18 protein-coding genes and 3 pseudogenes are annotated in these 25374 nt (G+C 46.9%); 1 reads left to right on the top strand and 20 read right to left on the bottom strand.

Translation table 11 applies throughout. The annotated features are described in order from the left end of the window. Nucleotides 1-106: 106 nt before the first annotated feature. The 17 genes and pseudogenes from PVA01S_RS07990 to PVA01S_RS07910 all read right to left on the bottom strand — a co-directional run bounded on the left by PVA01S_RS07990 (nucleotide 107) and on the right by PVA01S_RS07910 (nucleotide 23340). Entirely contained in the window at nucleotides 107-1084 is a 978-nt protein-coding gene (locus PVA01S_RS07990; protein ID WP_127606652.1) for a LacI family DNA-binding transcriptional regulator, read from the bottom strand. A gap of 96 nt (nucleotides 1085-1180) precedes the next feature. Next, a complete protein-coding gene (locus PVA01S_RS07985) occupies nucleotides 1181-2104 on the bottom strand; it encodes a phytanoyl-CoA dioxygenase family protein (protein ID WP_127606650.1) in 924 nt (307 codons plus the stop codon). A gap of 434 nt (nucleotides 2105-2538) precedes the next feature. Then, a complete protein-coding gene (locus tag PVA01S_RS07980) occupies nucleotides 2539-3360 on the bottom strand; it encodes a carbohydrate ABC transporter permease (protein WP_054799098.1) in 822 nt (273 codons plus the stop codon). Next, nucleotides 3357-4229 (bottom strand): carbohydrate ABC transporter permease, encoded by an 873-nt coding sequence (locus PVA01S_RS07975; protein WP_127606648.1) that lies wholly within the window; start codon nucleotides 4227-4229, stop codon nucleotides 3357-3359. Before PVA01S_RS07975 ends, PVA01S_RS07980 begins: the two co-directional genes overlap by 4 nt. Further along, complete coding sequence (locus PVA01S_RS07970; RefSeq protein WP_127606646.1) at nucleotides 4226-5566, bottom strand: ABC transporter substrate-binding protein; 1341 nt, start codon at nucleotides 5564-5566, stop codon at nucleotides 4226-4228. The genes PVA01S_RS07975 and PVA01S_RS07970 overlap by 4 nt, the downstream gene beginning before the upstream one ends. Nucleotides 5567-5738: 172 nt before the next feature. After that, nucleotides 5739-6662 carry a phytanoyl-CoA dioxygenase family protein gene (locus PVA01S_RS07965; protein WP_127606644.1) on the bottom strand — a complete coding sequence of 308 codons (924 nt, stop codon included), beginning with the start codon at nucleotides 6660-6662 and terminating at the stop codon, nucleotides 5739-5741. A gap of 124 nt (nucleotides 6663-6786) precedes the next feature. After that, nucleotides 6787-7737, bottom strand: a complete 951-nt coding sequence (locus tag PVA01S_RS07960; RefSeq protein WP_164751772.1) for an aldo/keto reductase — start codon at nucleotides 7735-7737, stop codon at nucleotides 6787-6789. Between the two features lie 195 nt (nucleotides 7738-7932). Then, complete coding sequence (locus PVA01S_RS07955) at nucleotides 7933-9747, bottom strand: ABC transporter ATP-binding protein (protein WP_127606640.1); 1815 nt, start codon at nucleotides 9745-9747, stop codon at nucleotides 7933-7935. 526 nt (nucleotides 9748-10273) lie between these two features. Further along, entirely contained in the window at nucleotides 10274-11659 is a 1386-nt protein-coding gene (locus PVA01S_RS07950) for a DJ-1/PfpI family protein (RefSeq protein ID WP_127606638.1), read from the bottom strand. Nucleotides 11660-11734: 75 nt separating this feature from the next. Continuing rightward, nucleotides 11735-11797, bottom strand: a pseudogene (locus PVA01S_RS07945) (metal-sensing transcriptional repressor); the annotation flags it as partial. A gap of 894 nt (nucleotides 11798-12691) precedes the next feature. Beyond that, nucleotides 12692-14857: pseudogene (locus PVA01S_RS07940) on the bottom strand (heavy metal translocating P-type ATPase); the annotation flags it as partial. A gap of 72 nt (nucleotides 14858-14929) precedes the next feature. Continuing rightward, nucleotides 14930-15736, bottom strand: a complete 807-nt coding sequence (locus PVA01S_RS07935; RefSeq protein WP_127606634.1) for a hypothetical protein — start codon at nucleotides 15734-15736, stop codon at nucleotides 14930-14932. Beyond that, nucleotides 15729-18215 carry an FtsX-like permease family protein gene (locus PVA01S_RS07930; protein ID WP_127606632.1) on the bottom strand — a complete coding sequence of 829 codons (2487 nt, stop codon included), beginning with the start codon at nucleotides 18213-18215 and terminating at the stop codon, nucleotides 15729-15731. Before PVA01S_RS07930 ends, PVA01S_RS07935 begins: the two co-directional genes overlap by 8 nt. Next, nucleotides 18212-18904, bottom strand: coding sequence for an ABC transporter ATP-binding protein (locus PVA01S_RS07925; RefSeq protein ID WP_127606630.1), 693 nt, complete (start codon nucleotides 18902-18904; stop codon nucleotides 18212-18214). Before PVA01S_RS07925 ends, PVA01S_RS07930 begins: the two co-directional genes overlap by 4 nt. A 201-nt stretch (nucleotides 18905-19105) precedes the next feature. After that, nucleotides 19106-19753, bottom strand: a complete 648-nt coding sequence (locus tag PVA01S_RS07920; protein ID WP_127606628.1) for a response regulator transcription factor — start codon at nucleotides 19751-19753, stop codon at nucleotides 19106-19108. A gap of 16 nt (nucleotides 19754-19769) precedes the next feature. Continuing rightward, a complete protein-coding gene (locus PVA01S_RS07915; protein WP_127606626.1) occupies nucleotides 19770-22211 on the bottom strand; it encodes a sensor histidine kinase in 2442 nt (813 codons plus the stop codon). Between the two features lie 568 nt (nucleotides 22212-22779). Next, complete coding sequence (locus PVA01S_RS07910) at nucleotides 22780-23340, bottom strand: cupin domain-containing protein (protein ID WP_127606624.1); 561 nt, start codon at nucleotides 23338-23340, stop codon at nucleotides 22780-22782. 72 nt (nucleotides 23341-23412) lie between these two features. Between PVA01S_RS07910 and PVA01S_RS07905 the strand changes: the two are divergent. Further along, nucleotides 23413-23694: pseudogene (locus PVA01S_RS07905) on the top strand (IS110 family RNA-guided transposase); the annotation flags it as partial. Nucleotides 23695-23881: 187 nt separating this feature from the next. Here PVA01S_RS07905 and PVA01S_RS27620 read toward each other — a convergent pair. The 3 genes from PVA01S_RS27620 to PVA01S_RS07890 form a co-directional block, all read right to left on the bottom strand. After that, nucleotides 23882-24193 carry a type 1 glutamine amidotransferase family protein gene (locus PVA01S_RS27620; RefSeq protein WP_307720671.1) on the bottom strand — a complete coding sequence of 104 codons (312 nt, stop codon included), beginning with the start codon at nucleotides 24191-24193 and terminating at the stop codon, nucleotides 23882-23884. A gap of 113 nt (nucleotides 24194-24306) precedes the next feature. Further along, complete coding sequence (locus PVA01S_RS27615) at nucleotides 24307-24690, bottom strand: type 1 glutamine amidotransferase family protein (RefSeq protein ID WP_306439335.1); 384 nt, start codon at nucleotides 24688-24690, stop codon at nucleotides 24307-24309. Nucleotides 24691-24692: 2 nt separating this feature from the next. Continuing rightward, a complete protein-coding gene (locus PVA01S_RS07890; protein ID WP_127606622.1) occupies nucleotides 24693-25343 on the bottom strand; it encodes a DUF2306 domain-containing protein in 651 nt (216 codons plus the stop codon). Nucleotides 25344-25374: the final 31 nt, after the last annotated feature.

Below are 25374 nucleotides of genomic sequence, written 5' to 3'. Positions count from 1 at the left end.
GATAGATTCATCGGATAGATCTCTTTGATTATAAACGCAAAAAAACAAAGATGGACACTTTTTTGAAAGTCGCCCACCCTTGTTCCTGTTTCAAAATGAAAGTCAATTAAACTGTAGATCGCTCGATAAGTCGAAAATCAAATTCCCGATATTCCGGTTCGTTTTTTTTCTTCGCGATTTGGTCGTGGACAATCCGAAACGCACAGCTTCCCATTTCCATAAGCTGATTATCTATTGTAGTCAGATCGAAAACTTCTGCGATGGGTTGATTATCAAACCCGATAATGGCAAGATCATTAGGCACTTCGATCCCGTTTTTCCTTGCTTCCATAATGATTCCTGCAGCAACCTGATCGCTGGTCACCAGGAGGGCGGTAGGCCTTTGTTCCATTGTTCTCAGCTTGTTTAACACCTCTACCCCATCTTCAATTCTATAGCTTTGATAAAACATCCATTCTTCCCGGAAAGGCTGATTTATGGAATGAAGCGCATCCTTGTACGCTTTCAAACGTGATTGACTGTTAGCGCCGCTATTTCTGCCTAAGCAAAGACCAATATATTGATGTCCCTTTTCAATTAAATAGTTGATACCGTATTTAAAACTGGTGTAGTGGTCGAGGTAGACCGAAGAAACGGGCGATTGATTGACATCCTCACATGCTACAATAGGTCCGTATCGGGTATAGGGTTCAATTTGCTCCAAGGGCATGCTTTTTGAACAAATAATGATGCCGTCAATTTGCTTCATTTTCAACATTTCCAAAACGGCTGTTTCATTGCATAACTCATAATTGGTCTGACATAATATTAATTGGTAATTCTCCTTGAAAGCTTCAGCTGAAATCCCTTCCATTAATCTGGAGAAATAGGCATGGTTAATAAACGGCATCATGACCCCGACCAGATTGGTCTTTCCCTTAATTAAATGAATAGCATTCATATTTCTGGTATATTCCAATTGCTCGATGGCATCGAATATAGCTTTCTTTTTATCTTCACTTACGTACGGCTGATTGTTTAATACACGTGAAACCGTAGAAATTGAAACATTAGCCAACTTGGCAATATGTTTAATATTGGCCATCTGACCTCCTCCTTGCTGTATGCTTCCACTAACGATTGCAGCTCTACTTAACCTTATTAAGTTTAAGCAGAGCTGCTCGGCTCCATTATTTGGGAATCACCATTTCTTCAATCCTAGCAGCTTCTCGCCTAACTCCGTAAGAACAGCCCGCTCGTATTTTTCCCGTTCCCAATTTCGGGGGTCTCCCGGAAACGCGAGTCCCTCCGGAGTCAATCTCTGATCCCAGGAAGCTATTCTCGAATGCAGTAACTCTTCATCATGCTCTTGTGCAGGGAACATGGAAATATATTGAGAAAGGCAGGGTTTGCTAGAAATGTTTTGACGAATGCCATGAGCCAATTTACTGTTAAATATAAGCAGATCGCCAGCTTTCATAACCAATTTCGTCGGAGTAAATCCGGTTGTATCCGGTTTATACGGATTCCTGTCTTTAGGCTGCGTTTTCACCCATTCGTCGAAATTTCGGTATAGCTCAGGAACGACTTGTAATCCTCCCATTTCTTCGTCCGTATCCACTAAGAAGAGAATACCCTGAACATTGACAGGAATAGGGTCCAACGCAGTGTTTACATCCCAATGGATAAACCCGTTCCACTCAAATCCCGGCTTAACAGGAAAATTGATGTTGCATCGATCAATGGTTACCCATAATTTTTCATCTCCCCATATATCCACGAATGACTCATACACCTTTTGCGACGTACGATTGTCCCATAGATACTGATGATGATACAACTCAACCATACCCGTGCCCTGCAGTTCTTTCATTTGAATTTCGCGCCGAGGCGGCGTATACCAAGTGGAAGGATCGCTCGGATTTTTTTCTTCAAATTCCCACATGAGGTCTACCATGCGATCGATTTGATTCTTTGGAATGACATCTTGAATAATGACATATCCGTTTTCATTCCAGAACTGCCAATCCTCTTCGCTAAGGACCTTCAGTGGTTCATTGTTTAAACGCTGATTGAATGGGGTGGTGATTTCAACCATGTTATTGACTTTATTATAAGGTTTCATTCGATAACCCTCCAAGTAATAAGAAGTTTTTTTCAATATTAGAAAGGACTCTTTTTTTGACAATTTACTGTACATTCAGGGTTGGTATTGGAGCGCTTGCAAGCTAGCTTACACTTATGTGCAAATTCGCACGAGGCTTGTAACTTGATCTCCGGATTCATCACATGCAGCAGCTCCTTATTTGGTTGTGCATGTTTATCGCAGGATCGGTTATGATCCATCCTGACTTACCTCCTAGTGTGACAAAGTAAGATACTGTCTGGCTGCTCCAACCGGCCGGTTATAGGTTTCGAGCTGCTGTATTTGTATCTTATTTTGTGAAAAGCATACCATGTCAAGAGCCTTTTATTGCTTTTTATCAAGCATCCAATGGCTTCCCTTCCCCTATAAAAATAGGGGTGCAAAGCGTTCCTTTGCTCCCCCTACGGTTATCTCTATTTTACGGCTCCCATACTTAAGCCCTTCACCATAAACCGCTGAAAAATAAAAGCGACCATGATAACCGGAATAATCCCCACCGTAACCGCTGAAGAAATTTCGCCCCATAAAATGGCATGCCCCGTCATAAATCTTTGCCCCGCCACGGTAAATGTTGTCGCATGCAAATCCGAGAATACAAGGGAGAAAAAGTATTCGTTCCAGCAAGCGGCGAACGTTAATACCGCTACCGCAATGATACCTGGAGCCGTCATTGGAAAAATGACGCTCGTCATGATCTTAAAAGTAGAGGCACCATCAAGCCCGGCAGCCTCATCAATTTCGTTCGGAAGTTCCCGTACGAATCCGCGAATAATCCAAATGGCGAGCGGCAGATTAAAACTTAAATAGATCAAAATGAGACCAAGCGGGGAGTCGACTAAACCGATAACACTAAACAACACATACGTAGGGATAATGAATACAGCCCCGGGCAGCATGCGTGTTGATAATAGCCAGAGCTCATACTTCTCGCCTCCGGTATTATGCCTAGCCATCGTGTAGGCCGCAGGAAATGCAATCATGATCGTAAGGATCGTACCAAAAACAGAAGTCAATATACTATTCTTCAAATAAAACCATACCGGGAAATTCGCATCCTGAAAAATTCGTTCATAATGCTCGATGATGGGTGCAAAGATCCACACGGGCGGTTGAGTGATGATTTGCTGGTTCGTCTTTAAAGAATTTAATAGTGTAAGTAGAATCGGGACATTGAAAACAAGGATAAAACCAGCTATGAGAACATATGCCCATCCATTCTTTCGTATCTCGTTCATGTTGTCTCCTTCTTAGCGGAAAGTGTGCGGCCCATCAATATTCGGAACATGATACGAACGGCCCACGATAGAAGCAGGAACAGAATAAAGGTGACGGCGCTCGCCTTGCCAAAATCTCCGCCTTGAAAAGCCGTTTGGTAAATATAAATGGATAAGGTCCCGAAGCCATCGGCTCCGCCTTTAATAATATAGAGATGGTCAAACGTTCTTATTAAATCCAGGGTACGAAAAATCATCGCTACGGCAAGTGCGGGACGTACCAATGGGAACGTAATCTTCCCAAACATTTGCCATGCGTTCGCTCCGTCGATCGTTGCCGCTTCATATACATCAGAGGGAACCGCTTGAAGGGCCGCGTAGACTAACAAAAAAATAAACGGCGTCCATTGCCACGTATCGATCAGAATAAGAACGATTTGTCCTAACACCCCTGTAAGGAGCGGATCTGAAATACCCAGCAGCGTTTGAATATAATAAGCTAAATTTCCCGTCAACGAATCAAAATGACCAAGATACATAATCCCCACCATCGCCGGAGCAATCATCATAGGGGTCAGGAGAAACGGGAACCAGAATTTCTTCCCGGCCGTACAACGATTAACAAGCAAAGCCAAGGCAAAGCCGAATACGGTTTCCAGCAATAAACAGCCTGCCAAATAAACGGCGCTGAAATTCAAGGTGCTCCAAAAATTCACATCCAGGAATAACCGGCTATAATTGTTCAGCCCGTTAAAGCGGGGTTCGTTAAAGTTATGAATGTTTACGTCCATAAGGCTAAAAAACAAATTAAAAACAAAAGGGTAGAACGTGACACCAAAAAGAATAACGGAAGCAGGTGCCAGCATGCTAATCCTTGCCAGTTTACTCATTTCATTTCACCCTGTTTCGTTTTCTCTAATTGAGTTTTCATATCTTTTTCCGCGCTGCTCAATGCTTCATCCACGGTTATGGCACCGCTCCAAGCAGCGTTTAACGCTTTATTCATGATGTTCGAGCTGATATAGGTCATTGGAAGGATGGGGGGTTCCGATTTTCCGTGCTTGTCTACCTCGTTTGCCAGGAAAGAATAGTAATCGCCATACACTTCTTTCACTTTATCGCTTTTAAATATAGATTGACGTGGAGTTGATCCCCCTCTTAGCGTGTATTCCAGACCCCCCTCTTTTCCAGAGAGGTAAGCGATAACTTGAAAAGCTTCACTTTTCTTCTTAGAGCTGGCATTGATGGCCAGTGTGATCGAATGAACATGGTAACTTCTCTTAATCGATCCGTCTTGTTGCTTGACGCCCGGAATTGGAGCATAACCGACTTTATCCGCTACCAACGGAGATTTATTTTTATTGGATAAATCAGCCCATGCCGCATTCCACTGCTGAATAAAGGCTACCTTCCCCGCTTGAAAAGCACCCAAAGTTTGCGGATACTCGTAGTTGGTATAGTCTGCCGGCACCCATTTATTTTTGACCAATTCGACGCCATACTGCGTCGCTTTCTGTCCAGCTTCATTGTTTATGCTTGGAGCGCCTTCTTTATCAAACAGCTCTCCACCGTATGCCCAGAATAGCTCTTCCCACATATGCATCGGTTCCGCAAACCCTGCCGCAGCGTATAACGTTGTACCGAATTGTGTCGGTGAATCCGAATTCGTGCTCTTGGAAAATTTCCTGGCCGCTTCCAACGCCTCGTCCCATGTTTGCGGAGGGACCGGAAGTAAATCTTTACGATAAAAGAGGACCGGTTCTGACATATCGACGGGAATGCCATATTGCTTCCCTTTATATTTCCCGGTATCCAGACCGGCTGTAATAAAGTCTTGGATGGCGAAATTCGAATCTTCAGCGATATAGCTATCTAAAGGTTCCAAGAAGCCCCCTTGTGCGTATTGGGGTACAAACCAGCTCATGGGATATACAATGTCGATAGTATCGTTTTTGGATAACAATTGACTTGTCAATTTGTCCGCGTACCCGTTCCTTCCGAGCAATGAAAGATTAATCTTAATCCCCGTTTCTTTCGTCTTCGTTTTATTCCAGGCATCAACAACGGGTCGCATAGCCTCACCTTCAGGACCTTCCCACATCTGAAGATTAACTACCGTTTCCTTTGCGGAATTATGTCCAGAAGATGCCGTTTCAGGCTGGGGGCTGCACCCCGTCAAACCTAAACTAACGAATAAGGCCGAAATCAATAGTTTTTTTGCTTTCAATTCAAATTCCCCCTGTAATGAGTTGGTTTCAAATCATTTCTTCCTTTATTTTTGTAAGCGATTTCATTTTTGTTAGATCGATACGCTGCTGCCCGAATTTAGCTACCGGTGTTCCCACGGTATTAAATTCGCAGCAGCAGCGATGATCCCTATCCTAAGAAATGACTATACGTTACCATGACTTCGAGCCCAGCAATTTTTCGCCTAATTCGGAAAGTACAGCCCGTTCGTATTTTACTTGTTCCCAGTTACGGGGATCTCCCGGAAACGCCATGCCGCTAGGCGGGATTCTGTCGCTCCAAGACAAGATTCTGGATTTTCTTAATGCTTCATTTTGCTCCTGTGCCGGGAACATCGATACGTACTGGGCGATACGCGGCTTCGTAGAATGATTTGGACGAATGCCATGTGCCAGCATGCTGTTGAAAATAAGCAGGTCCCCGGCCTTCGCCGTTATTTTCGTTGGGGTAAAGCCGGTTATATCAGGTTTATGCGGGTCTCTGTCCGCAGGTTGAGTCTTCACCCACTCATGAAAATCCCGATACAGCTCGGGAATACATTGGAACCCTCCCATTTCGGCATCCGTATCCACCAGTGACAATACACCTTGAACATTGACTGGAATCGGATTCAAGGAAGTATTAACATCCCAGTGTATGAAACCTTTATATTCATGACCGGGTTTTAACGGGAGGTTGAGATTACATCTGTCGATGCTGGCCCACAGGTGTTCGGTTCCCCAAATATCAACGAAAGCGTTATATACCCGTTCATACGAACGGTTATCCCACAAATACTGATGGTTATACAGCTCAACCATGCCCGTATTGGCCAGCTCCTTCATCTGAATTTCGCGGCGTGGAGCCGTATACCAGGTTTCCGGATCGTTTGGATTTTTTTCTTCGAATTCCCAAATCAGGTTAACCAGTCGGTCGATATTTTCTTGTGGAACGGCATTAGGAATAATAACGTAACCATTGTCTTTCCAGAACTTCCAATCGTCTTCGCTCAGCACTCGCAAAGGTTCATTATTCGGACGTTGATTCAATTTAAAATCAGTTTCAAGAATATTATTCACTACATTTTCCTTTTTCATTTTACTGTCCTCCTAAGAGAAATTAAGATCGCCGTGCCTTACAAAATGAAGCGTAATTGATGAAAACGTTCTCAGGTCAAGAAGTTTTTTTCGTTTATTTAATCGCATTAACAGTCAAGCAGGCTTAATTGTTTTGTTTGTCAGGTTGTTCAAATAGAGCATTTATTTGTGAAATGTGTTCCGTATGCAGCGAGAAATTCAAGTCAGCGCAGCTTTCAGAAATTTGCTCCGGTCTCCTCGCGCCGATGATGACGGACGGAACCATATCCCAACGCAAAGCCCAGGCAATGACAAGCTGGCTTATGGAACAGCCATAGCTTTCGGCGATGGGACGGAGCTGTTCAACGGCTGCGAGACTTTTAGCTAATTGTTCCTGCTTAAAAATCTCTTCTTCGCTTCTCCAGTCTCCCTTCTCAAAATGCGCTACCCCTTTAAATTTCCCTGTCAGGATTCCTCTGCCTAGTATTTTATAGGGCAGAATCGAGATCTGACCCTTAGAAGCGTATGGAATCACTTCATTCTCGGGCGACCTCTCCAACAGACTGTATTCAATTTGATTCGAAACAAGGGGCAAATACTTGCCCGCTTCTTTCATCTCTTCCACAGAAAAATTGGATACACCCACGTAGCGAACTTTACCTTGATCTACTAATCTGCTTAATGCTTCCATCGTTTCTTCAAGCGGCGTCTCAGGATCCGGCCAGTGAAGCTGGTACAGGTCAATTCTATCTGTTTGCAGCCTTTTTAAACTGTCCTCACAAGCTTGCCTAATATAATCCGCTCGCAGGTTTTTTCGAAGATTCCCCTGATTGTCCCACTGCATGCCTACTTTGGTGGCTATAATCACATCGTCTTTATGGTGTTTAAAAACTTTCCCCAATAAGGTTTCTGCATACCCGAACCCATACATATCAGCGGTGTCAAAAAAATTAACGCCCCTATCCCGAGCATGAAAGAGGGTATGCAGAGATTGTTGTTCATCTGCCGAACCCATACCATGCCCGGAGATCGGCCACGTTCCAAAGCCTATTTCAGAAACCTTTAGTTCGGTTTTGTTGATATAATTGTAGTTCATTTCCCCTAGACCCCTTTCAATATCGTTTTTTTCCATAAAATAACGTAAGGTATGAAATGCTTTTCAGGTCAAGTTTCTTTTAAAACAAAGAACAGCAGTCCAGAACAATAAAAATCAGTTCCAGACTGCCGCTTGCTTTATTTTATTGAACGATTACCGTACAGCACATAATCGTTAAAGCCTTTTTCCTATGCGCTAGGCATGCCTTACAGCTCCGCTTCGTACTTCTGTTCGCCTAAAGCCGGACATCGATGGGGAAGACAAAACTCCAACAGCGTTTTGCCCGTTATACAATTCTTTGTAATAACCGTTCAGCTCCATCAAATACTTGTGATTGCCGCTTTCGACAATGCTCCCGTTTTTAACAACAAAAATCGTATCGGCTTCAAGCACCGTTGAGAGCCTGTGTGCGATCATAATGATCGTTTTTTCACGACCTATTTGATAAATCGATTTCTGGACGAGCTTTTCACTTTCATTATCGAGTGCGCTGGTTGCTTCGTCTAATAGAATCAGGGCCGGATCCTTTAAAAAGACGCGAGCGAGTGCAAGCCGCTGCTTCTGACCACCGGAAAGTTTAATGCCTCTTTCGCCGATTTCGGTATCATACCCGTTGGGTAAGGCACAAATAAAATCGTGAGCGAAGGCTTTCTTCGCTGCGGCAATCACCTCTTCATCCGCAGCGTCGAGCCTCGCCATTCGAATATTGTCTTTCACCGAAGAGCTATATAAAAAGTTATCCTGTGTAACGATCCCCATCTGATTCCTTAGACTGGAGATCGAATAGTCCTTGATGTTAACGCCGTCGATAAGAATTTCTCCGCCGTCTGCATCATACATCCGGGTCAAAAGCTGTAAAATCGTACTTTTGCCGCCTCCGCTCTCGCCGACAAATGCGTAGGTCTTCCCTTTTTGAAGCGTGAAAGACAAGTCCTTGATCACCTTATCCTCATTATTGTAGGAGAAAGAAACATGATGGAATGTAATGGAGTCCGTAAACTCTTTTAATTCATAAGGACGATCTTTTTCTTTGATGGTGACGGGAGTGTGTAAAAATTCGAACATTCTTTGCAGAGCAACGCTTCCTTCCGTGATCGCAGGAAAAGCTTGAACCAAGGCCGTGACGGGGCTTCTCATTCGATCTACATAGGCAAAGAAGGCAATTAATGTTCCAAGGGTCAAACCGCCGTCTATGACGTATAAGCTGCCGACCAGCACAACAATAAACGGAGTCACATCGCTTAGAACGTTAACCGAAGCTAAGGATATCGCATTCATTCTGGCTTGATGATCCGTAAGACGTTCATAATGAATCAAGTGTTGATCGAGTTCTTCTTTATCCTTTCTTTCGGCTGAGAACAGCTTGGACCAAAAGGCTCCCTGGATTTTTTCAAATATAAATCCACTGAGAATTGAGCGATAGCTCATCATCTGGCGCGTAGTGGTTTTTAACCGCCTGGAAAGGAGGTGAGCGAGCGCAAATTGAATCCCGACCAGCAGAACGGCAAGCAAGGTTAACTTCACGTTCAAGGTAAGCATCACGCTGACGACGAAACCCAGCACAACCGTTTCGATCCAGATGTTGGAGAAGACAGCGGTCATGAACCCTCTTATTTTTTCGATATCGTCGAAGAGACGCGACCCGACTTCCCCGCTTTTATTCTCAGTAAAATACTTCGTATCCAGGGAATGAATTTTATGAAAAGCATCGGTACGCAGCGCCTTGATGATATTGTTATTGGCTTTATGCATGAAAAACTGCCTGACGTATTCCATCGGCCCGCGAATTAGGAAGAATACAACAAGCATAATAGCGGCAATGAGAAGCAATTGTTGTATCTTTGCTGCATAGGACAACGCTTCGTTCTGAAGTAATTCATCAAATAAATATTTAATAACCAAAGGTACGCAGAGCGGGATCAGAAACCGGAATAAACTGCCGACAAATCCTAATATATAAAGCTTCTTTTGTTTGCTGACATAGGGTAAAAAGTGGTTGAAGCTGCTCAAATGAATAACCCCCTCTACGGAATAAATTTATTCCCAACTCTTCGGTTCCTATAAATCTCCAACAGGTAAACAGCGAAGGTGAATACCAGCATCGTCAGGAAAACGGCTGTGGATATACCCACTATGCGCTTAAGTTCTTCGTTTCCTGTAAGCTCCAGGCAAACGGCCGCACAAAAACATAAGAGTAACCCGATCTGGCTGACAATCCCCATCCAATCCAATATTTGATCTCGCTTCATGGTCCCGCTCCTTATTCAAGTAGTTCTGTTGCGTATTTTTTCGTTAACACGATGCTGTTCCTATAAACATCTTATCGTGAAAGGAGACCGTGCAACGCGCAAACAATGACCAAGGCAGCGCAAAAGATTGCGGTCTGCACGCAAATGTTGAGGAACCGGCTCTGCAAAAAAATCCCCTCCGGCAGCAGCTTTGGAAAGCCGTGTGCCCGGAGGGGAAAACAGATACCTATCAAGTCCGTCGCCTAAGGCTCGCTTGCAGCGATTCAGCCATGCGGCATGGAGACTTTTTAACTTAGCGTCTTGCTGCGATGAGCACAGCACGGTAGCTTTCGCTTCAGAATGAATCGTCTGTCCATATAAACCGCGGCCAGAACAGCTACGGCTAAGGTTAGAAGCAGCGCTCCATAAGTTTCAATAGGGAACGGGTTGCCTTCAAGACGGAAATCGTCAGCCCGAAACTCAAGTCGTTTCACCGCATGTTTAGCGGTTAGAAGGTCCTCTTGCTTCGCTAAATCTTCAAGCTGAACCTCGAACAAAAATCGATTCGGGGAATCGGCATGAACGAACTGGAGTTCCATGGCATTGCCCCTTTCGTTCCAGCTTTTGATTTCCTCCGTTGCCCGTAATTTTGCCTCGGTGCCCGGAACGATCATTTTATCCAATTTCGGGAGATTGGACATCGTATGTCTGGCGATCACGTTCAAACCGTGTTTCGTCACAAGCGGCTGATCCGTTCTTGACACGGACAGAACTCTAGTCGTTCCGGAGTCGGAATAAATATCAAATACGGAAGCCACCGCCATTTCCCCCACACCGTCATACAGCAGCACGCCTGCCTTTGTCTTGTTCCACTGGAAAGCATTATTCAATACATAGGTTGCATAGCGGTAATCGAGATAAAATGGCTCTATTTTCGGGTTTTGAAGGAAGTGGTAAGAAGGATAATTCATTTCCTTCGCTACTTTTGCCGCCATCGGTTCGCCCAGCTTTTGTGAAATGACATAGAGAACGGCATCGATCCCTGACGATATGCCTGCCGAGGATATCATCTTATCGCCATTCGTCACATAACGCTGATCCCATTGCCAGTTTACTTCAGGATATTTCTTGGTAAGGATCCACTTCGTTTGCCAATGCGATGCTGCAATCTTCCCATTCAATAATCCGGTAGCGGCCAGATTGTCCGATCCGGCGCATATGCTTAACAGCGTAGTTTCCTTGTGCTTTAGTATCCATTCACGGACAGGTTCATATTTCTTCGGGTCCCCCATCGTCATGAAAGGGATCGCGATAATGTCGGCGCTTCTTCCCAGCAGTTCATCCAGCTCTTGAAAAGAGTAGTGCGGCACCACATCCAATCCGCCTGTCAGTGTCTTCACCTGATTGTCCGCAGCAACGGCATACACATTGTATGCGCCGGTCATCGAGAACATTTGGTACGGAATCGTGAAATCCAAGCCCTCCGTATTTTCATTCCCCAGCAAAACGGCAACCGTAGGTTTATTGGGATCATGTTCGGGTTTCTGCATTCCTTGCAGAGAAGGAACGGGTTCCTTGCGAACCGAGCCCCAGAACGCTTTCTGAGAACCCAAATATCCGAACGCGGCGACCCCGCCCACAAACACAGCGATCATACTTAGATAAACTCCGACTCGTAATAAAAACTTCAACATCCGGACCATCTCCTTCATGTTCCTTTTAAGATTCAAGATTTCATCGCAAATGATATCCCTTTCAATCATTCCCTAGATGCCGCGGACCTGCCCCTCGATCCGGTTCAATCGGGAGACGAGCGTCTTTGACGTTTCGTCCATTCATTCCACCCTGACGACAAAAGGTACTGTAATCAATTGGCCGTTCCGCTGGAATTGGGCCCATATTTTATAAATCCCGGCACCTGGGAAGCTGGTGACAAACCGTGCCTCCGGACCCTTCGCTTTCTCATCGACCGGGTGAACGTGCAGGTATTCCTCCGTGTCCTCGCTCAGTATGACCACATGGCCGACAGCGCCCAAATAGGGTTCCAAATCGGTTATAGGCTCCTGTGTATTCGCATCGGCAAGCTTGAAAGCCAATTCAACCTCCCCGCCGGTTTGCGGGTGATCGTTCTCAAGCGTTACCTGCACACCATCCACAACCTTCGAATGCTCGCGATCGGGCTTAAGCGGTACGTTATTGGCGGAAGCCCCCTCTACCTTGATCCATTCCGTTCGGGTCGTCTTCCCCCCGCCGGCGGGAACATAGTCGGCTATAAGCTTGTAATCGCCGCCGGCAGGGAAAGTGGTCGCGATCTCGAACTCGCCGCTGCCCTTATACTCGGGATGAATATGATCGAAGTATGACAAATCTTTGCTGACGACGATCAAATGCAGCAGCTTCTCATGGTTGATCTCAAAATTTTGAACCGGTTCCTTCTTTTCGTCCTGTATGTGAATCCGCACCGTTGTTCTTTCCCCGGCCCGGGCATTCTCAGTAGACCACACCGCATCTGTTGCCATTGAAGCCTTACCGTCCTTATCGTTACCATGGCCATGCGAATCCTGCTTCTTTTCCTCCGTTGCCGCTTGATCGGCCTTCGGAGCGTTCTCTTGCTTCCCGAATCCATAACCTGCAAAGAACGACATGCCGACAAGCAAGATAACCAATACGAATTGCATCCTACCGTTCATACCTCTGTCTCCGTCCTTCACCGTTTTTTCCGCATCCTGCAATCGAAGGGCATTCAGTACGACGGACACCGAACTCAGCGCCATAGCCGTTCCGGCCAGCCATGGTTCGAGATAACCAAATGCCGCAATCGGTATGCCGATCACATTGTACGCAAGCGCCCAGAATAAATTTTGCCTAATATTGACCATCGTGTTCCTGCTCATGGAGATCGCGTCCGGAATGCTGTTCAGATCTCCGCGCATCAACGTCACGTCTGCCGACTCCATCGCTACGTCCGTTCCCGTTCCGATGGCCATACCGATATCCGCCGTCGCCAGCGCGGGAGCATCGTTGATCCCGTCTCCGACCATGGCTACTTTCTTGCCGGCCGCTTGCAGCTTCTTCACTTCGCTGGCTTTGCCTTCCGGAAGCACTCCAGCCAGAACTTGATCGATTCCGACCTGGCTTGCAATCGCCTTGGCCGTACGTTCATTATCACCGGTGATCATCACGACTTCGAGGCCAAGCTGCTTCATGCGAGCCACTGCTGATCTGGAGGTTTCCTTGACCGTATCCGCTACGGCCACGAGTCCGGCATATTTTCCGTCAACGGCAATAAGCATGGCGGTTTTTCCTTCGGATTCCAATCCGTTCATTTCCTCATAGGCATGCTCTACATTCACGCCGTGCCGCTCCATCAACTTCCGGGTCCCGATCAGCATTCCCTTACCCTCGACGATCGCCTTGATCCCGTAGCCCGGGATCGCCTGGAACGATTCGGCCCGCGGGATGGAAATGCCTTTCTTACGAATGCCTGCTACGATGGCCTCCGCAAGAGGGTGTTCAGAATTTTTTTCGGCTGCGCCAACCCAAGAGAGCAGCTGCGTTTCATGGAAGGCCCCCTCCACCCGAATATCCGTCAGTTCCGGTTTTCCTTTGGTTACCGTCCCGGTTTTGTCTAATACAATAGTCGAGACCGAGTAGGTATTCTCCAGGTGCTCCCCGCCTTTAAACAATATGCCGAGCTCGGCTGCACGCCCGGAGCCTGCCATAATCGATGTCGGTGTCGCAAGCCCTAATGCGCAAGGGCATGCAATGACGAGAACGGCGATCGCATTCTCCAGCGCTCCGGCGATATCCCCAGGCTCCAGGAAATACCATGCGAGGAAGGTTACCGCGGCGATACAAACGACGATCGGTACAAAGATCCCTGAAATCACATCCGCAACTCGCTGAATCGGCGCCTTGGAGCCTTGCGCTTCTTCCACGACTTTAATGATTTGGGCAAGCGCCGTCTCTTTCCCGACTTTGGTGGCCCGCACCCTTAGTACGCCGTCCTTGTTCAGTGTCGCCCCGAACACAGGGTCGCCGGTTCGCTTGCCGACCGGCAAACTTTCACCGGTCAGCATGGATTCGTCGACGGCGGCTTCCCCTTCTACGACGATGCCGTCCACCGGCACTTTCTCGCCGGGTTTTACGAGGAACATATCCCCTACGACTACGCTCTCTACCGGCATGCGAATTTCTTCGCCGCCGCGAATGACGAGGGCCGTCTTCGCTTGCAGCCCCATCAATGATTGTATGGCTTCCGATGAACGGCCTTTGGCCAGATGCTCAAACAGCTTGCCGAGCAGGATCAACGTAATCAGTACGGCGCTCGTTTCGTAGTATAGCTCTGACGGTTTGTCGCCGATTGTGACGTACAAGCTGTAAAAATACGCCGTCGATGTTCCTAACGCTACGAGCACATCCATGTTAGCGCCGCCGTTACGCAGCGCCTTGAATGCCCCGATATAGAACCTTCCTCCAATTAAGAACTGAATCGGGGTAGCCAGAGCGAATTGAAACCATGGATCCATGAAACGATCCGGAACCCAAATCCAGGACGTGAAAGAGAAATGCCCCACCATCGCCCACAATAAGGGAAGAGTCAACAGTACAGAAAAAAGGAGTATCCATTGTTGACGTCGAATTTCTTGCCGCCGGCGATCCTTGTCGCTCTTCAATTCGGATCGGAGCTCCGCCCGGTACCCCAATTGTTCAATTTTCTTGATGATCTCGGCGGCAGTAACCGTCGACGGAGCGTATTCTACATGCGCCGTTTCCATGGCAAGATTAACTGTCGCTTTGACGCCTTGCATTTTATTAAGCCCTTTTTCTATGCGGGCAGCACACGCGGCGCATGTCATTCCTGATATCGCAAGCGTTCGGCTCTCACTCATATTTCATCCTCCGCTCTTTACGATGTAACGGCAGTCCGAACGATGCTCTCGCGGCTGCCGGACAGCGGCCTCTTACGGCACTTTCACGACAAAGGATACCGTAAACACTTGATTGTCCCTTTGAAATTGCCCCCATACCTTATAGACCCCGCTCCGCGGAAACGTCGTCTCGAAGTAAGCATCCGGTCCCGTTGCCTGCCCTTCATCGGCATGGACATGTACATACCGCTCGCCGTCCTCCGACAAGATCACGACATGCCCGATCGCCCCTAAATAGGGCTCAAGGTCGGTAATCGGCTGATTCGTTTGTTCATCCGCGAGAGTAAAGGTAAGCTTCGACTCTTTTTTAGGTTCCAGTTGGTCAATGGATAAGGTTACCCGTTTCCCGTCGACGATTTTCTCCAAACTCGCATCCGGCACGACCGGTACCGGTTCGGCACGCTTCCCTTCGATCCGAACCCATTCCATTTTCGTCATCGAATCGCCGCCGGCAGGTTTAAAATCGGCAATCAGACGATATTCCCCGCCCGCGGGGAAGTCATTCTCGATCTCGAATACCCCGTCGCCTTTGTACTCGGGATGAATGTGATTGAAATAAGCTAAATCTTTGCCGATCACGATCAGATGCAGCAGCTTCTCGTGATTGAGCTCGAATTTGTCGATCCGCTCGCCGTCGTCCTTCTTGATTTCGATCCGAATCAGCGTCCCTTTCCCGGCCTCGGAAGCTTTCCCGTCGTCAAGGGTCCATACCGCTTTGACGTTGTCTGCCATTATTCGATTGCTTGCAACGGACACGTTCTCGTTCTCCCATGACGGTTCCGGCCCGCAAGCCGTAAGCAGTACAGACATTAATAATAGGAGCAGGATGCGTTTACTCATATCGAAGCGCCTCGCTTAAGCTGGTTTTTGCGGCTCTGGATGCCGGTGTGAAACTGGATATCAAACTAATGAAGATCCCGAACAAGCCGATGATGAGCAGGATGGTCCCGGAAACTCCGAATTGATAGGTTAATGAATGGATTTCCAGGAACGTTGAAGTGATGAATATCAGCAGAATTCCAAATGCGCAGCCGATCACCGTAGCGGCCAGCCCGATGCCGAAACCCTCCAATAAAACCATGCGGATCAATTGGCCGCGCATCACCCCAACCGCGCGCATCATGGCCAGTTCCCGAACACGCTCCATAATGTTCATCATCAGCGTATTCGTGATGCCGATTCCCGAGATCAAGATCGACAGAATCACAAGGAGGTTGATGACGCTGAATGAACCGGTATAGGTTGCGCCAATTACCGACACCCAGTCTTCCGGTCCGAACATTTCCTCGATCCTTACCCCGAATTGGTTGAAAATATTTTCCCTTAATTGCAGCGGCGTGATGTTCTCGTCCTTAAGAACAAGGGCATTTCTTTCATATTTGAGCCCGAAGCGGTCCCGGAAGCGGTCTTCGCTCACAAACGCTCCATAACCGCTATTCTTCATCGTCTCGACAACCGCAACCACTTTGAAGGATACCGGGCCTTGAAGCGTCTCCAGCGAGATGCTCTCTCCGATTTGGCCGCCCCATATCCCGTAAGAAATCTTATCCATAATGATCTCATCTTTATCCAGATCGTTGATGAGCCCGCTGTGCGATGTCCCCGAAACCGCGAACAGCGGGAAACGATCGATCCACTCCGCCCCGACGCCGTAAACAGGGAGTTTGCGTTTTTGGCCCTGCAGATTCCAGATAACGGATTGCAAAGGGTAGGTTACCGCATCGGCCACGCCTTCGGTCTTCTTTAACGACTCCAAATCCGTCTGTTCGATGTGATGAAACATAATATCCAGATTTCCGCCGTAGGAAGAATAAATGACTCTTTCGTAAGTCTGGATGAGGGCGGAGTTCAATGAGCTCATCAAGAGAATCATCGCGATCCCCAAACAAAGGATCACCGAGGTCATCGACGTACGACCCAGATTCCGGGTAAGATTGCGCGTCGCCACTTCGCCGCTAAACCCGAACAGGAGACGATAGACCGGCCTTAACAAGACAACGAACATTCGGAACAGGTAGGGGAAGACTAGCGCAACGCCGATCAACAATGGCAGGATCAGAAGCAAATGCTTGATAAAAAAGCTCGACAGAATCAGAAGCACGCCGATGATGCCTTGCCATTTATTGAGGGAAGCCTTCTCCGACCGATTTTCCTTTAGCACCGCGATGACGCTCACTCGACCGGCTTGGCGGATCGGGTACAGGGAGGCGGCAATCGGCACCAACACGCCCGCAATGATGGATATAACAAACCCCTTTGAGAGCTCCATGCTTCCTTCGTCATGGACATTGAACAACATAAAGATGATGGTCTTTAAAAGATATGCGAGTCCATACCCGATGAACAAACCTGCCGCTGTTCCAATCAAGGAAAGCAGGAACACCTCGAACAGAACAAAAGCTCGCAGCTGCTCGGGCGTATATCCAATCGTCTTCAGCGCGGCAAACTCTTTCTTTCGCTCATTAATGCTCACGTACAGGGAATTGAATATGACAAAGGCGCTTAATGCAATTCCAAGGCATCCGGCGATATATAACGCGAGAAAGAACGTATCCGCATCTTTGAATTGGGAATTGAAATCGATGACGACAGGCTGCATATAGATATTCTCGTAACGCTTTGCCAGTTCATCGATCTTCTGCTGCACAGCTATAACATCGGGTCCGGGAAGGGACTTAATTTGTACGCTCTCGATCTTTCCGGACAATCCGAACCAATCCTGCAGGACGGGGAGCGGGACGGCTACCGACCATGGATGATACTTGGCCATCGTCCAACTGGATGGTCCCATCAATTCAGCCGTATACTTGACGATGGCGGATATTTGAATCTTCCTGATTCCCTTGTCTGTTTCCAGAGAAATCGTATCGCCCACATCGGCTTTCCACACCTTCGCCGTTCGATCCGTGATGATGGCGCCGCCTGTAACCAAGCTTCCCTTGATCGTTTTAAAATTCGTAAGCGGTGTGTCCAAATGGCTGTATCCGCTCAGATCGACTCTTTTTTGAATAGCGGTTATTCCCTCTTCTTCTAAATACAGCTTTGTATTTTGTTTGAGTACGGCGACCGAAGCCGTGTCCCCAAGTTTCTGAACTTCTCTAAACACTTCTTCCGAGAAATAAGCTTCGGTCCCGAAAATCGAATAGTCCGCTTTGCCGAAGGCCGCTTTCAGGTAGAGGGGAAACGCCTTCTTCGCGGAATCGACGGAGGCGATGACCCCGAACGTAGAAGCGACCCCGATGACAATCGACATGACCGTCAACAGCGTTCGAAGCTTTCGGCGCATTAAATTACGCCATGCAATTTGCCAGAGATTCAATGAAATTCCGCCCCTTCCCATTCGCCTTGGACCACTTCTCCGTCCCGGAGCATGATGACCCGGTCCGCCGTTTTCGCTGCATGCCGGTCGTGTGTGACCATGACAACGGTAATCCGCTCTTCTTTACTCAATCGGGACAGCAGCTGCAGCACATCCTGACCGTTTTTCCGATCTAAATTCCCCGTAGGTTCGTCCGCCAGGATCAGGCCCGGCTTTATCGCAAGCGCTCTTGCGATCGCCACGCGCTGCTGCTGTCCGCCGCTCAGCTGTGATGGAAAATTCGATGCTTTCCCTTCTAAATTGACCTCGCGGATCAATCGGTTGACGATCGAATCGATTTCCGCTTTCGGCGTTTTATTCGCCGCTAGAGAGAGCGCGATATTCTCCGCGACAGTCATCATGGGAAGCAGCTGGTAGTTTTGAAATACGAAGCCCACTTTCGTCCGGCGAAACAAGGTTCTATCTTTCTCGTTCAACTGATCCAGCCTGACCCCATCGACAGTGATGGTGCCGGAGGTCGGAAGGTCCAGGCCTCCGATCAATTGCAGCAGTGTACTCTTACCCGAGCCGCTGGGACCCATGATGGCAATGAATTCCCCTTTCTTAATGTGAATATCATTCTGCTTTAAAGCTGTGAAGCTGCCCGATTCCAAAGTAAACACTTTGGACACTTTCTCTAGTTTGATCATCGTTTGTCGTCCTCCTAATGGTCTGAGAATGAGTACCCTTGCTTGGTATGAGACCATCATAATACAGGTAATGAATGGCCAACGCGCAAACGATGCAAGCATCCCCGCAAAATTTTGCGGATTCCGCGCAAATCATGAGCCCTCTTTTCCACAAACAAAAGACCGGTCTTTGACCGGCCTTCAATCATCGTTCGTATAAAATTAGTATAAATCCTCTGTTGGAAGAATCCCCAAACTTTTTGCCTTCTTAATGACCTCCACGCGCGAGCTGGCATGCAGCTTTTGGAAAAGCTCCGTCAAACTATATTCCAATGAGCGCTGGCTGATCATCAACGTTCTGGATATCTCTTTGTTGCTCTTGCCTTTAGCCAATTCCCGAAGCAGCTTATCTTCTTCTTGGGTGATCGTGGTTTCATCATGACCCGTCTCCCCTTGCACAATAATCTCCTGACGCCTCAGCTGCTTAAGCAGCTGCATAGGGACAATGGCCTCTTTCCTTGCCGCGCAGCGAATGGCTTGGATGAGCTGTTCCCGGGTGGATGTTTTGGCAATGAAACCGGAAACGCCTGATTCCATGAGCAAATTGAAGTGCGGCGCGATTTCAAAGCCTGAATAAATGAGGATGACGGCATCAGGTACATACTCCAGAACTTTACGCGTCAAATCGGCGCCGTTCATATTCGGCATGTATAAATCGAACAGCATCACATCAAATTTTTTGAGACGAACCAAGTCAGGCACGCCATACACATCGGTTTCAATCGTGACATTCATGTTCGGCTCGGACTCGATCAGCATTTTCGTTCCCTCAACAACCGAACGATGATCGTCAACCAATAAGATCTCCATATCGTTCACCTTTAAGCTAAATTTTTGGAAAATGAATCGTTACGTGAAAACCTTGCTGCGGGGCTGACTGAAATTCCACTTTCCCTTCCAAGCTAAGCACCCTTTTTTCTATCCCGGCAATCCCCATATGCTGAAATGAGCCCTCGAAAGCGGATAAATCCATCCCGACCCCATCATCGGAATAAGAAAAATGAACATGATCTGCACGGCTGATCAGCGACATCGTTATCTTATTGGCCTTGGAGTGTTTGGAAGCATTGTTCAGTAATTCCTGAACGATTCGGTACATTCCGAGAATTTGCTCCTCGTTCAGTGAAACATTCAACGGATCAGCCGTGAATTCAATCTCATAATTGGAGAACATCCTCGTATACTCAAAGAGACTTTTTAACGATTCGACCAGTCCCATCTTTAGCAGGAACGGCGGCCGCAGCTCGTTGCAAGTAATTCGGATCTGATGAATGGCATCTAATAGACCCTCTTCAATCTGCATCAACTCACGATGTGCTTCCTTCTCGAAGGCTCCGGTAGAACGTAACGATTCCAGCCTGCGATACCAAATAATTAAATCCTGAAGCACCGAATCGTGCAAGTCGCTGGATAGCGAGGATCGTTCTTTTTCCGATAGTTTAAATAACAGTCTAAGCATCCATTTAGGCGTTTCGTTGGTCGTTACCAAGTCCTCAAGCCGCTTCATGAGGTCTTCAATCAAGTGAAGGTTATCGTAAAGGATGGTGACATAGTGAACAGCCGTCTCAAGCCATTCTTCCTCAATCCTAAGCAAGGGATGCTCCATTGCGATTCGTAAATAGACCGGCTGTTGCTTCTCGCCGATTTTAATCCAGGTATCATGCGGACTCATGATGGCAGCTTCCTGCCCCCTCGGCACTTCCTCGATGGAAACAGCCGTGACTTGCAGCACTGTCCTTACCTCATCGATGAGCCGATTCTCTAGCTCGGATACTTTCATGACGTTGGCCAGATCATTCGAGAGCCCATTTAAGCTTTGCTGGAGGAATTTATACCTTTCCTCCCTTTTGATTAACTCCCTCTCCTCTGTTTTTCGCTTCGTAATATCCTTTACAATACCATGAATACCATTTAAGTTCCCCGAAAGGAAGATAGGCACGAACGTGATACTTACAATTTTCTCACCTTGCTTCGCGTTATGGAGGCGGCATTCAATATCCCTGGGCATCCCCTGCTGCATCACCTCGAGAAGCGTTTCGTATACCAGCGGATGATCTTCATCAAAAATCATTCCCATAAAGCAACGATCTGTCAGCTGGGATAACTCCATGCCGGTAATCAGTTCGAAAGCACGGTTGGCATTGACAAAATAAAATCGGTTCAGCTCAATAGAAAAGACCCCGTCCAAATTGTTTTCGAATAAAGACTTATACCTTTGTTCGCTCTCTTCCAATGCCAGCTCCGAACGCATTTTTTCAGTAATATCCAGAATGATACCGTCCAACCGTTCTACTGCTCCCGTATGGTCCAGCCAAGGATGGATGATCAGTCTTCCCCACCTCGTTTCTCCCTCCACATGGATGAATCGAAACGCTTGGCGAACCGGCAACCCCATATCCAGCTTCCTTTTCACTTCTCCCATTAGAACAGCATTATCCGCGGGGTGAATATGATCATGTAAACGAATCGGATTATCGATGAATTCACTCCTCGGTATTCCGGAAATCTTCTCCATACTTTCGGAACAGAACGTATAGCGGGTAAAATCTTTATCGGTTGACCAAACCGCAGCGTTTACATTATCCAGTATGTTCTCCAGCAGCTGCTCCGTCTTTTTACGCTCCGAGACATCCCTTGCAACAGCGACAACATACTTGACATCACCTTTGCCGTCCAACACGGGCTTTACCCGGGCTTCTATGTGTATCGTATGGCCCTCCGCATGTATGACCCGGTACTCCAAATTCACCGGCTGTTTCGATTGTAGAACATTCCAATAGTTGAATCGCACACGGTCGCGGTCTTCCGGATGAATAATATCGAACGCATCCATCCCTTCATATTCATCATTGTTGTAACCGGATAACGAGGTCATGGATGGGGACACGTAACGAACAATGGCTTGATTGTCAACCAGAACAATCGTATCCGATGTATTCTCCGCAATAATCCGGTATCTTTCTTCCCGTTCCTCCGCCTCGAACTCCATCCGCTCTCCTCTCCTTGCCTCTTTTAATAAGACCGTGTAGGCAATCGGGAGATTGTCATCATTCAAAATAGGTGTCACAATGACATTCGGGTTTATTCCAGTCCCATCAGGGTGGATGATGTTGTTATGGTACATTGGCGCATCGGAAAAGCCAAACCTGTTCTCAAAAACCTGATTGACCCAAAGGACACGATCTTCAAGATCAATAATATAGATGGGATCCGGCAAGTTCAGCAGCAATTGCTGAGCCCCCCTGATTACGTCCTGATATTTTCCCATGGTTACTTTCTCCTTATTAACCGCTGTCATAAGTATCCTTCACATTTCACCTGAGCTCATTATAAATGATTTCTCCACCGTTTACCGCGCAAAAAAATAGGGAATGCCCGCAAATTATGCGGCTAGATAAAGAATATCTTCTAAAGCGTGGATAAACTTTTTAATTCCTTGGCTATCCGAGTTAAACTTCTTTGTCTTGCTGCGCTTCCATTCCTTATCACTGCGGAACTTTTCAAATGGAATGCAAGCAGCGACATGAAAATCAAGAACCAATATCTATTCCAGCATAGAAGGGGTAAAAGACAAGGGCTTCTGTTAAGTTCTTTGTTTCTACGCAAAAAAACCTGTCTTTTCGACAGGTTAAATAATCATCAAGCGTGCAGTGCCAAGAACATGGAGCGCCTCATTTCTGTTAAAGAGTCCAGGAGGGAATACCTGCTGGCTCTAAACTTATTCCGGGCGGTTGTTCCCTGAGAGGTCACTGCACAAAATATATATACGACTATGTGAGTTCAATTACTAACAGTACCTTATTATCTTTACGGAGAATGCCTGCAAGTATATGGTTTTACTCGGCAGCCATTGCGTCTGCTTTCGTTTTATGAACCGTACCAAATGGATGCTGAGGCGGGGCATAAATAGAATAAAGTTTAAGTGGCTTATTGCCCGTATTTATTAAATTGTGCCATTTACCAGCAGGTACCATGATTGCAAAATCATCATAAACTCTTTTTTCAAAATTTAAATTATCTTTAGTATCACCCATGCGAACTATACCTTGCCCCTCTTCAATACGCAAGAATTGGTCAACTGTGGGGTGAACTTCTAAACCGATGTCTTCTCCAACTTGGATACTCATCACAGTAACTTGTAAGTTATTTCCTGTCCATATGGCAGTGCGAAATGTACTGTTTTGCTTTGTAGCCTCGTTAATATTCACAACAAATGGTGCTCTTCCAAAATCTTTTAACTCAATTCTACTTTCCATATCTGATGACTGCCGATGACCAAATAGGTTTGTATGCTCTATTTCTTGTGGAATCGCCCAGTACACAGGCTGTCTTACATAGCTATACATTGGGACGTTAACGTAGTATGGATATGGATACATATACCCAGCGTAGTACATTTTGTTTGCTCATTCCCTTCACAGAAATATAAAATATGCTATTCACTATGGCTTGGGAATGTGCTTTTATTTCGCAATCAACGCGAATTGAGAGAACTGGTCCGTTACCGTCGAAGTCTGATTCAAGAACGATCTCGCGAACATAACCGCGTTCAAAAAGTTCTCGAAGGCGCCAACATGAAGCTGGCTTCCGTCGTCTCGGACATTATGGGGCTCTCCAGTAGGGACATGCTTGAGGCCATGGTCGACGGCGAGACTGATCCGGAGAAACTTGCCGGCTTCGCACGCCGAACAATGAAGAAAAAGAAAGAAGAACTCGAGCTTGCGCTCCGGGGTAACATGAGCTCGCATCAACTTTCTTCATATTTTCAACGGGACTATACTTTTGATGATGCTCCATGAGGTCTGTCCCAAATAATTCTACACAGTGACGAACCATATCAAGCGCCGAGTGTCCTAATATTTGTTATACGTGAAAAATATCCCGTCCGTTTAAAATATAGAACTTAGTACTTTTCGATTCCTCACTTTTCGGCATTACTCAGGGAACTACAGCCGGTTGTTCTTCTTTAGACGCTTTTTGACTCGTCTTAAAGTCGATCGGCGCAATGCCTTCCGCGTGCCACACCGTGCCTCTTCGCTCGTACTCGAATAATCTTTCTACGGCATTAGCAATTTGGGGCCCTAACTCACGCTCAACCAAATACAAGGCCACGTCAAGTCCCGAAGTCACGCCTCCCCCGCTCACGAAGCGAGGACCATCTTCAACGACTCTTGCATTCACCGGAATTGCACCGAGAGCTCCTAACGCAGCCATGCCTATTTGATTGGTAACTGCATGTCTATCTTTCAACAAACCATCCATAGCAAGCAGCAATGAACCTCCACATACTGTAGCCACAGTGATATTCTTATTTTCGAAAGCTCGTTTCATCATATCCGGCAAGCCTGTCTCGTTGGCCTGCCTTAATATATTCGCAATGGCATCTTCCGAATTTCCCGCCGGTTTACCCGAGCTCCAGGCACCAAAATAATTCCCGAACGATTTGGGTCTAATGCGGCTTGCGCTTCGAGGGCGGGCCCATTCATACCGCTCGGGACTGAACGCTTACCCTCTGCGGATACCAATTCCACAGTAACTGCCCCTCCTGAGTACATTCCCGCGGCAGCGAATACTTCATATGGCGCTAATGCGTCCAGCAGATCGAAACCATCGAATAATACGATTTGAACATGCATACTTTTGTCCTCGAATATATCATTTTTCTCTTTTGGTTTCGCACTTACGGCAGAGGAAACTAGACTTAGAACTAGAACAAACGACATGAGTAATCCGAAAAATTTTTTCATCCTTATACCATTCCTTTTGGGGAACCACAACCTCTACCGATAGTTCTGATGATCACCTCAGGAATAACGAGCAGCAGCACAATGGAGCCGTAAACGCCAATTGTATAGCTGGTAGCGTAAACCAGACCGAATCCCTGATGAAAAAGGGAGGTGATGAGATGAATCAACATGTTCGTAAAACAAAAGGCGTAACTTCGGATCATCCAGTTCCGGTGCCGGATGATCCGTTTCTTTTTGATTTGAACGAACGCCACAATGGTTATAACCGGCCATATAATATTTAGCGCATTGAACCCCATACTGCTTATTTTTCCTCCGGTTGCGTAAGGAGCCATGTATCCGGAAGTCAGCACGACAAGAAGTACGGACACTAAATAAACATAGCCGTTAATGCGATGGAACTTGCGGCTTTTTTCAAAGATACGATTATAAAAGTTGAGTAGCCCGGACGCCATGGCGATGCAGGCAAATGCAACATGAACGTACATAACGTTTAACCGGACCGGGAGATTAAGCTCACGCTTAAGTCCGGTTTTCTCGCTCAAAAATCCCTCGGCCCCGGGGTCGATAATATAATTGTCCACCAAGGCGGAAAGGATAAATAGAATAGTGACACAGGCCAAAAGTCCGTATAATGTTTTCCCTTTCTTCATGAGATCCAACCCCCCCGCGGCGCCTTATTTA

The sequence above is a fragment of the Paenibacillus validus NBRC 15382 genome (assembly GCF_004000985.1).
GTDB classification, from domain to species: domain Bacteria; phylum Bacillota; class Bacilli; order Paenibacillales; family NBRC-103111; genus Paenibacillus_G; species Paenibacillus_G validus.
This window is presented reverse-complemented; position numbering and strand designations above follow the sequence as displayed.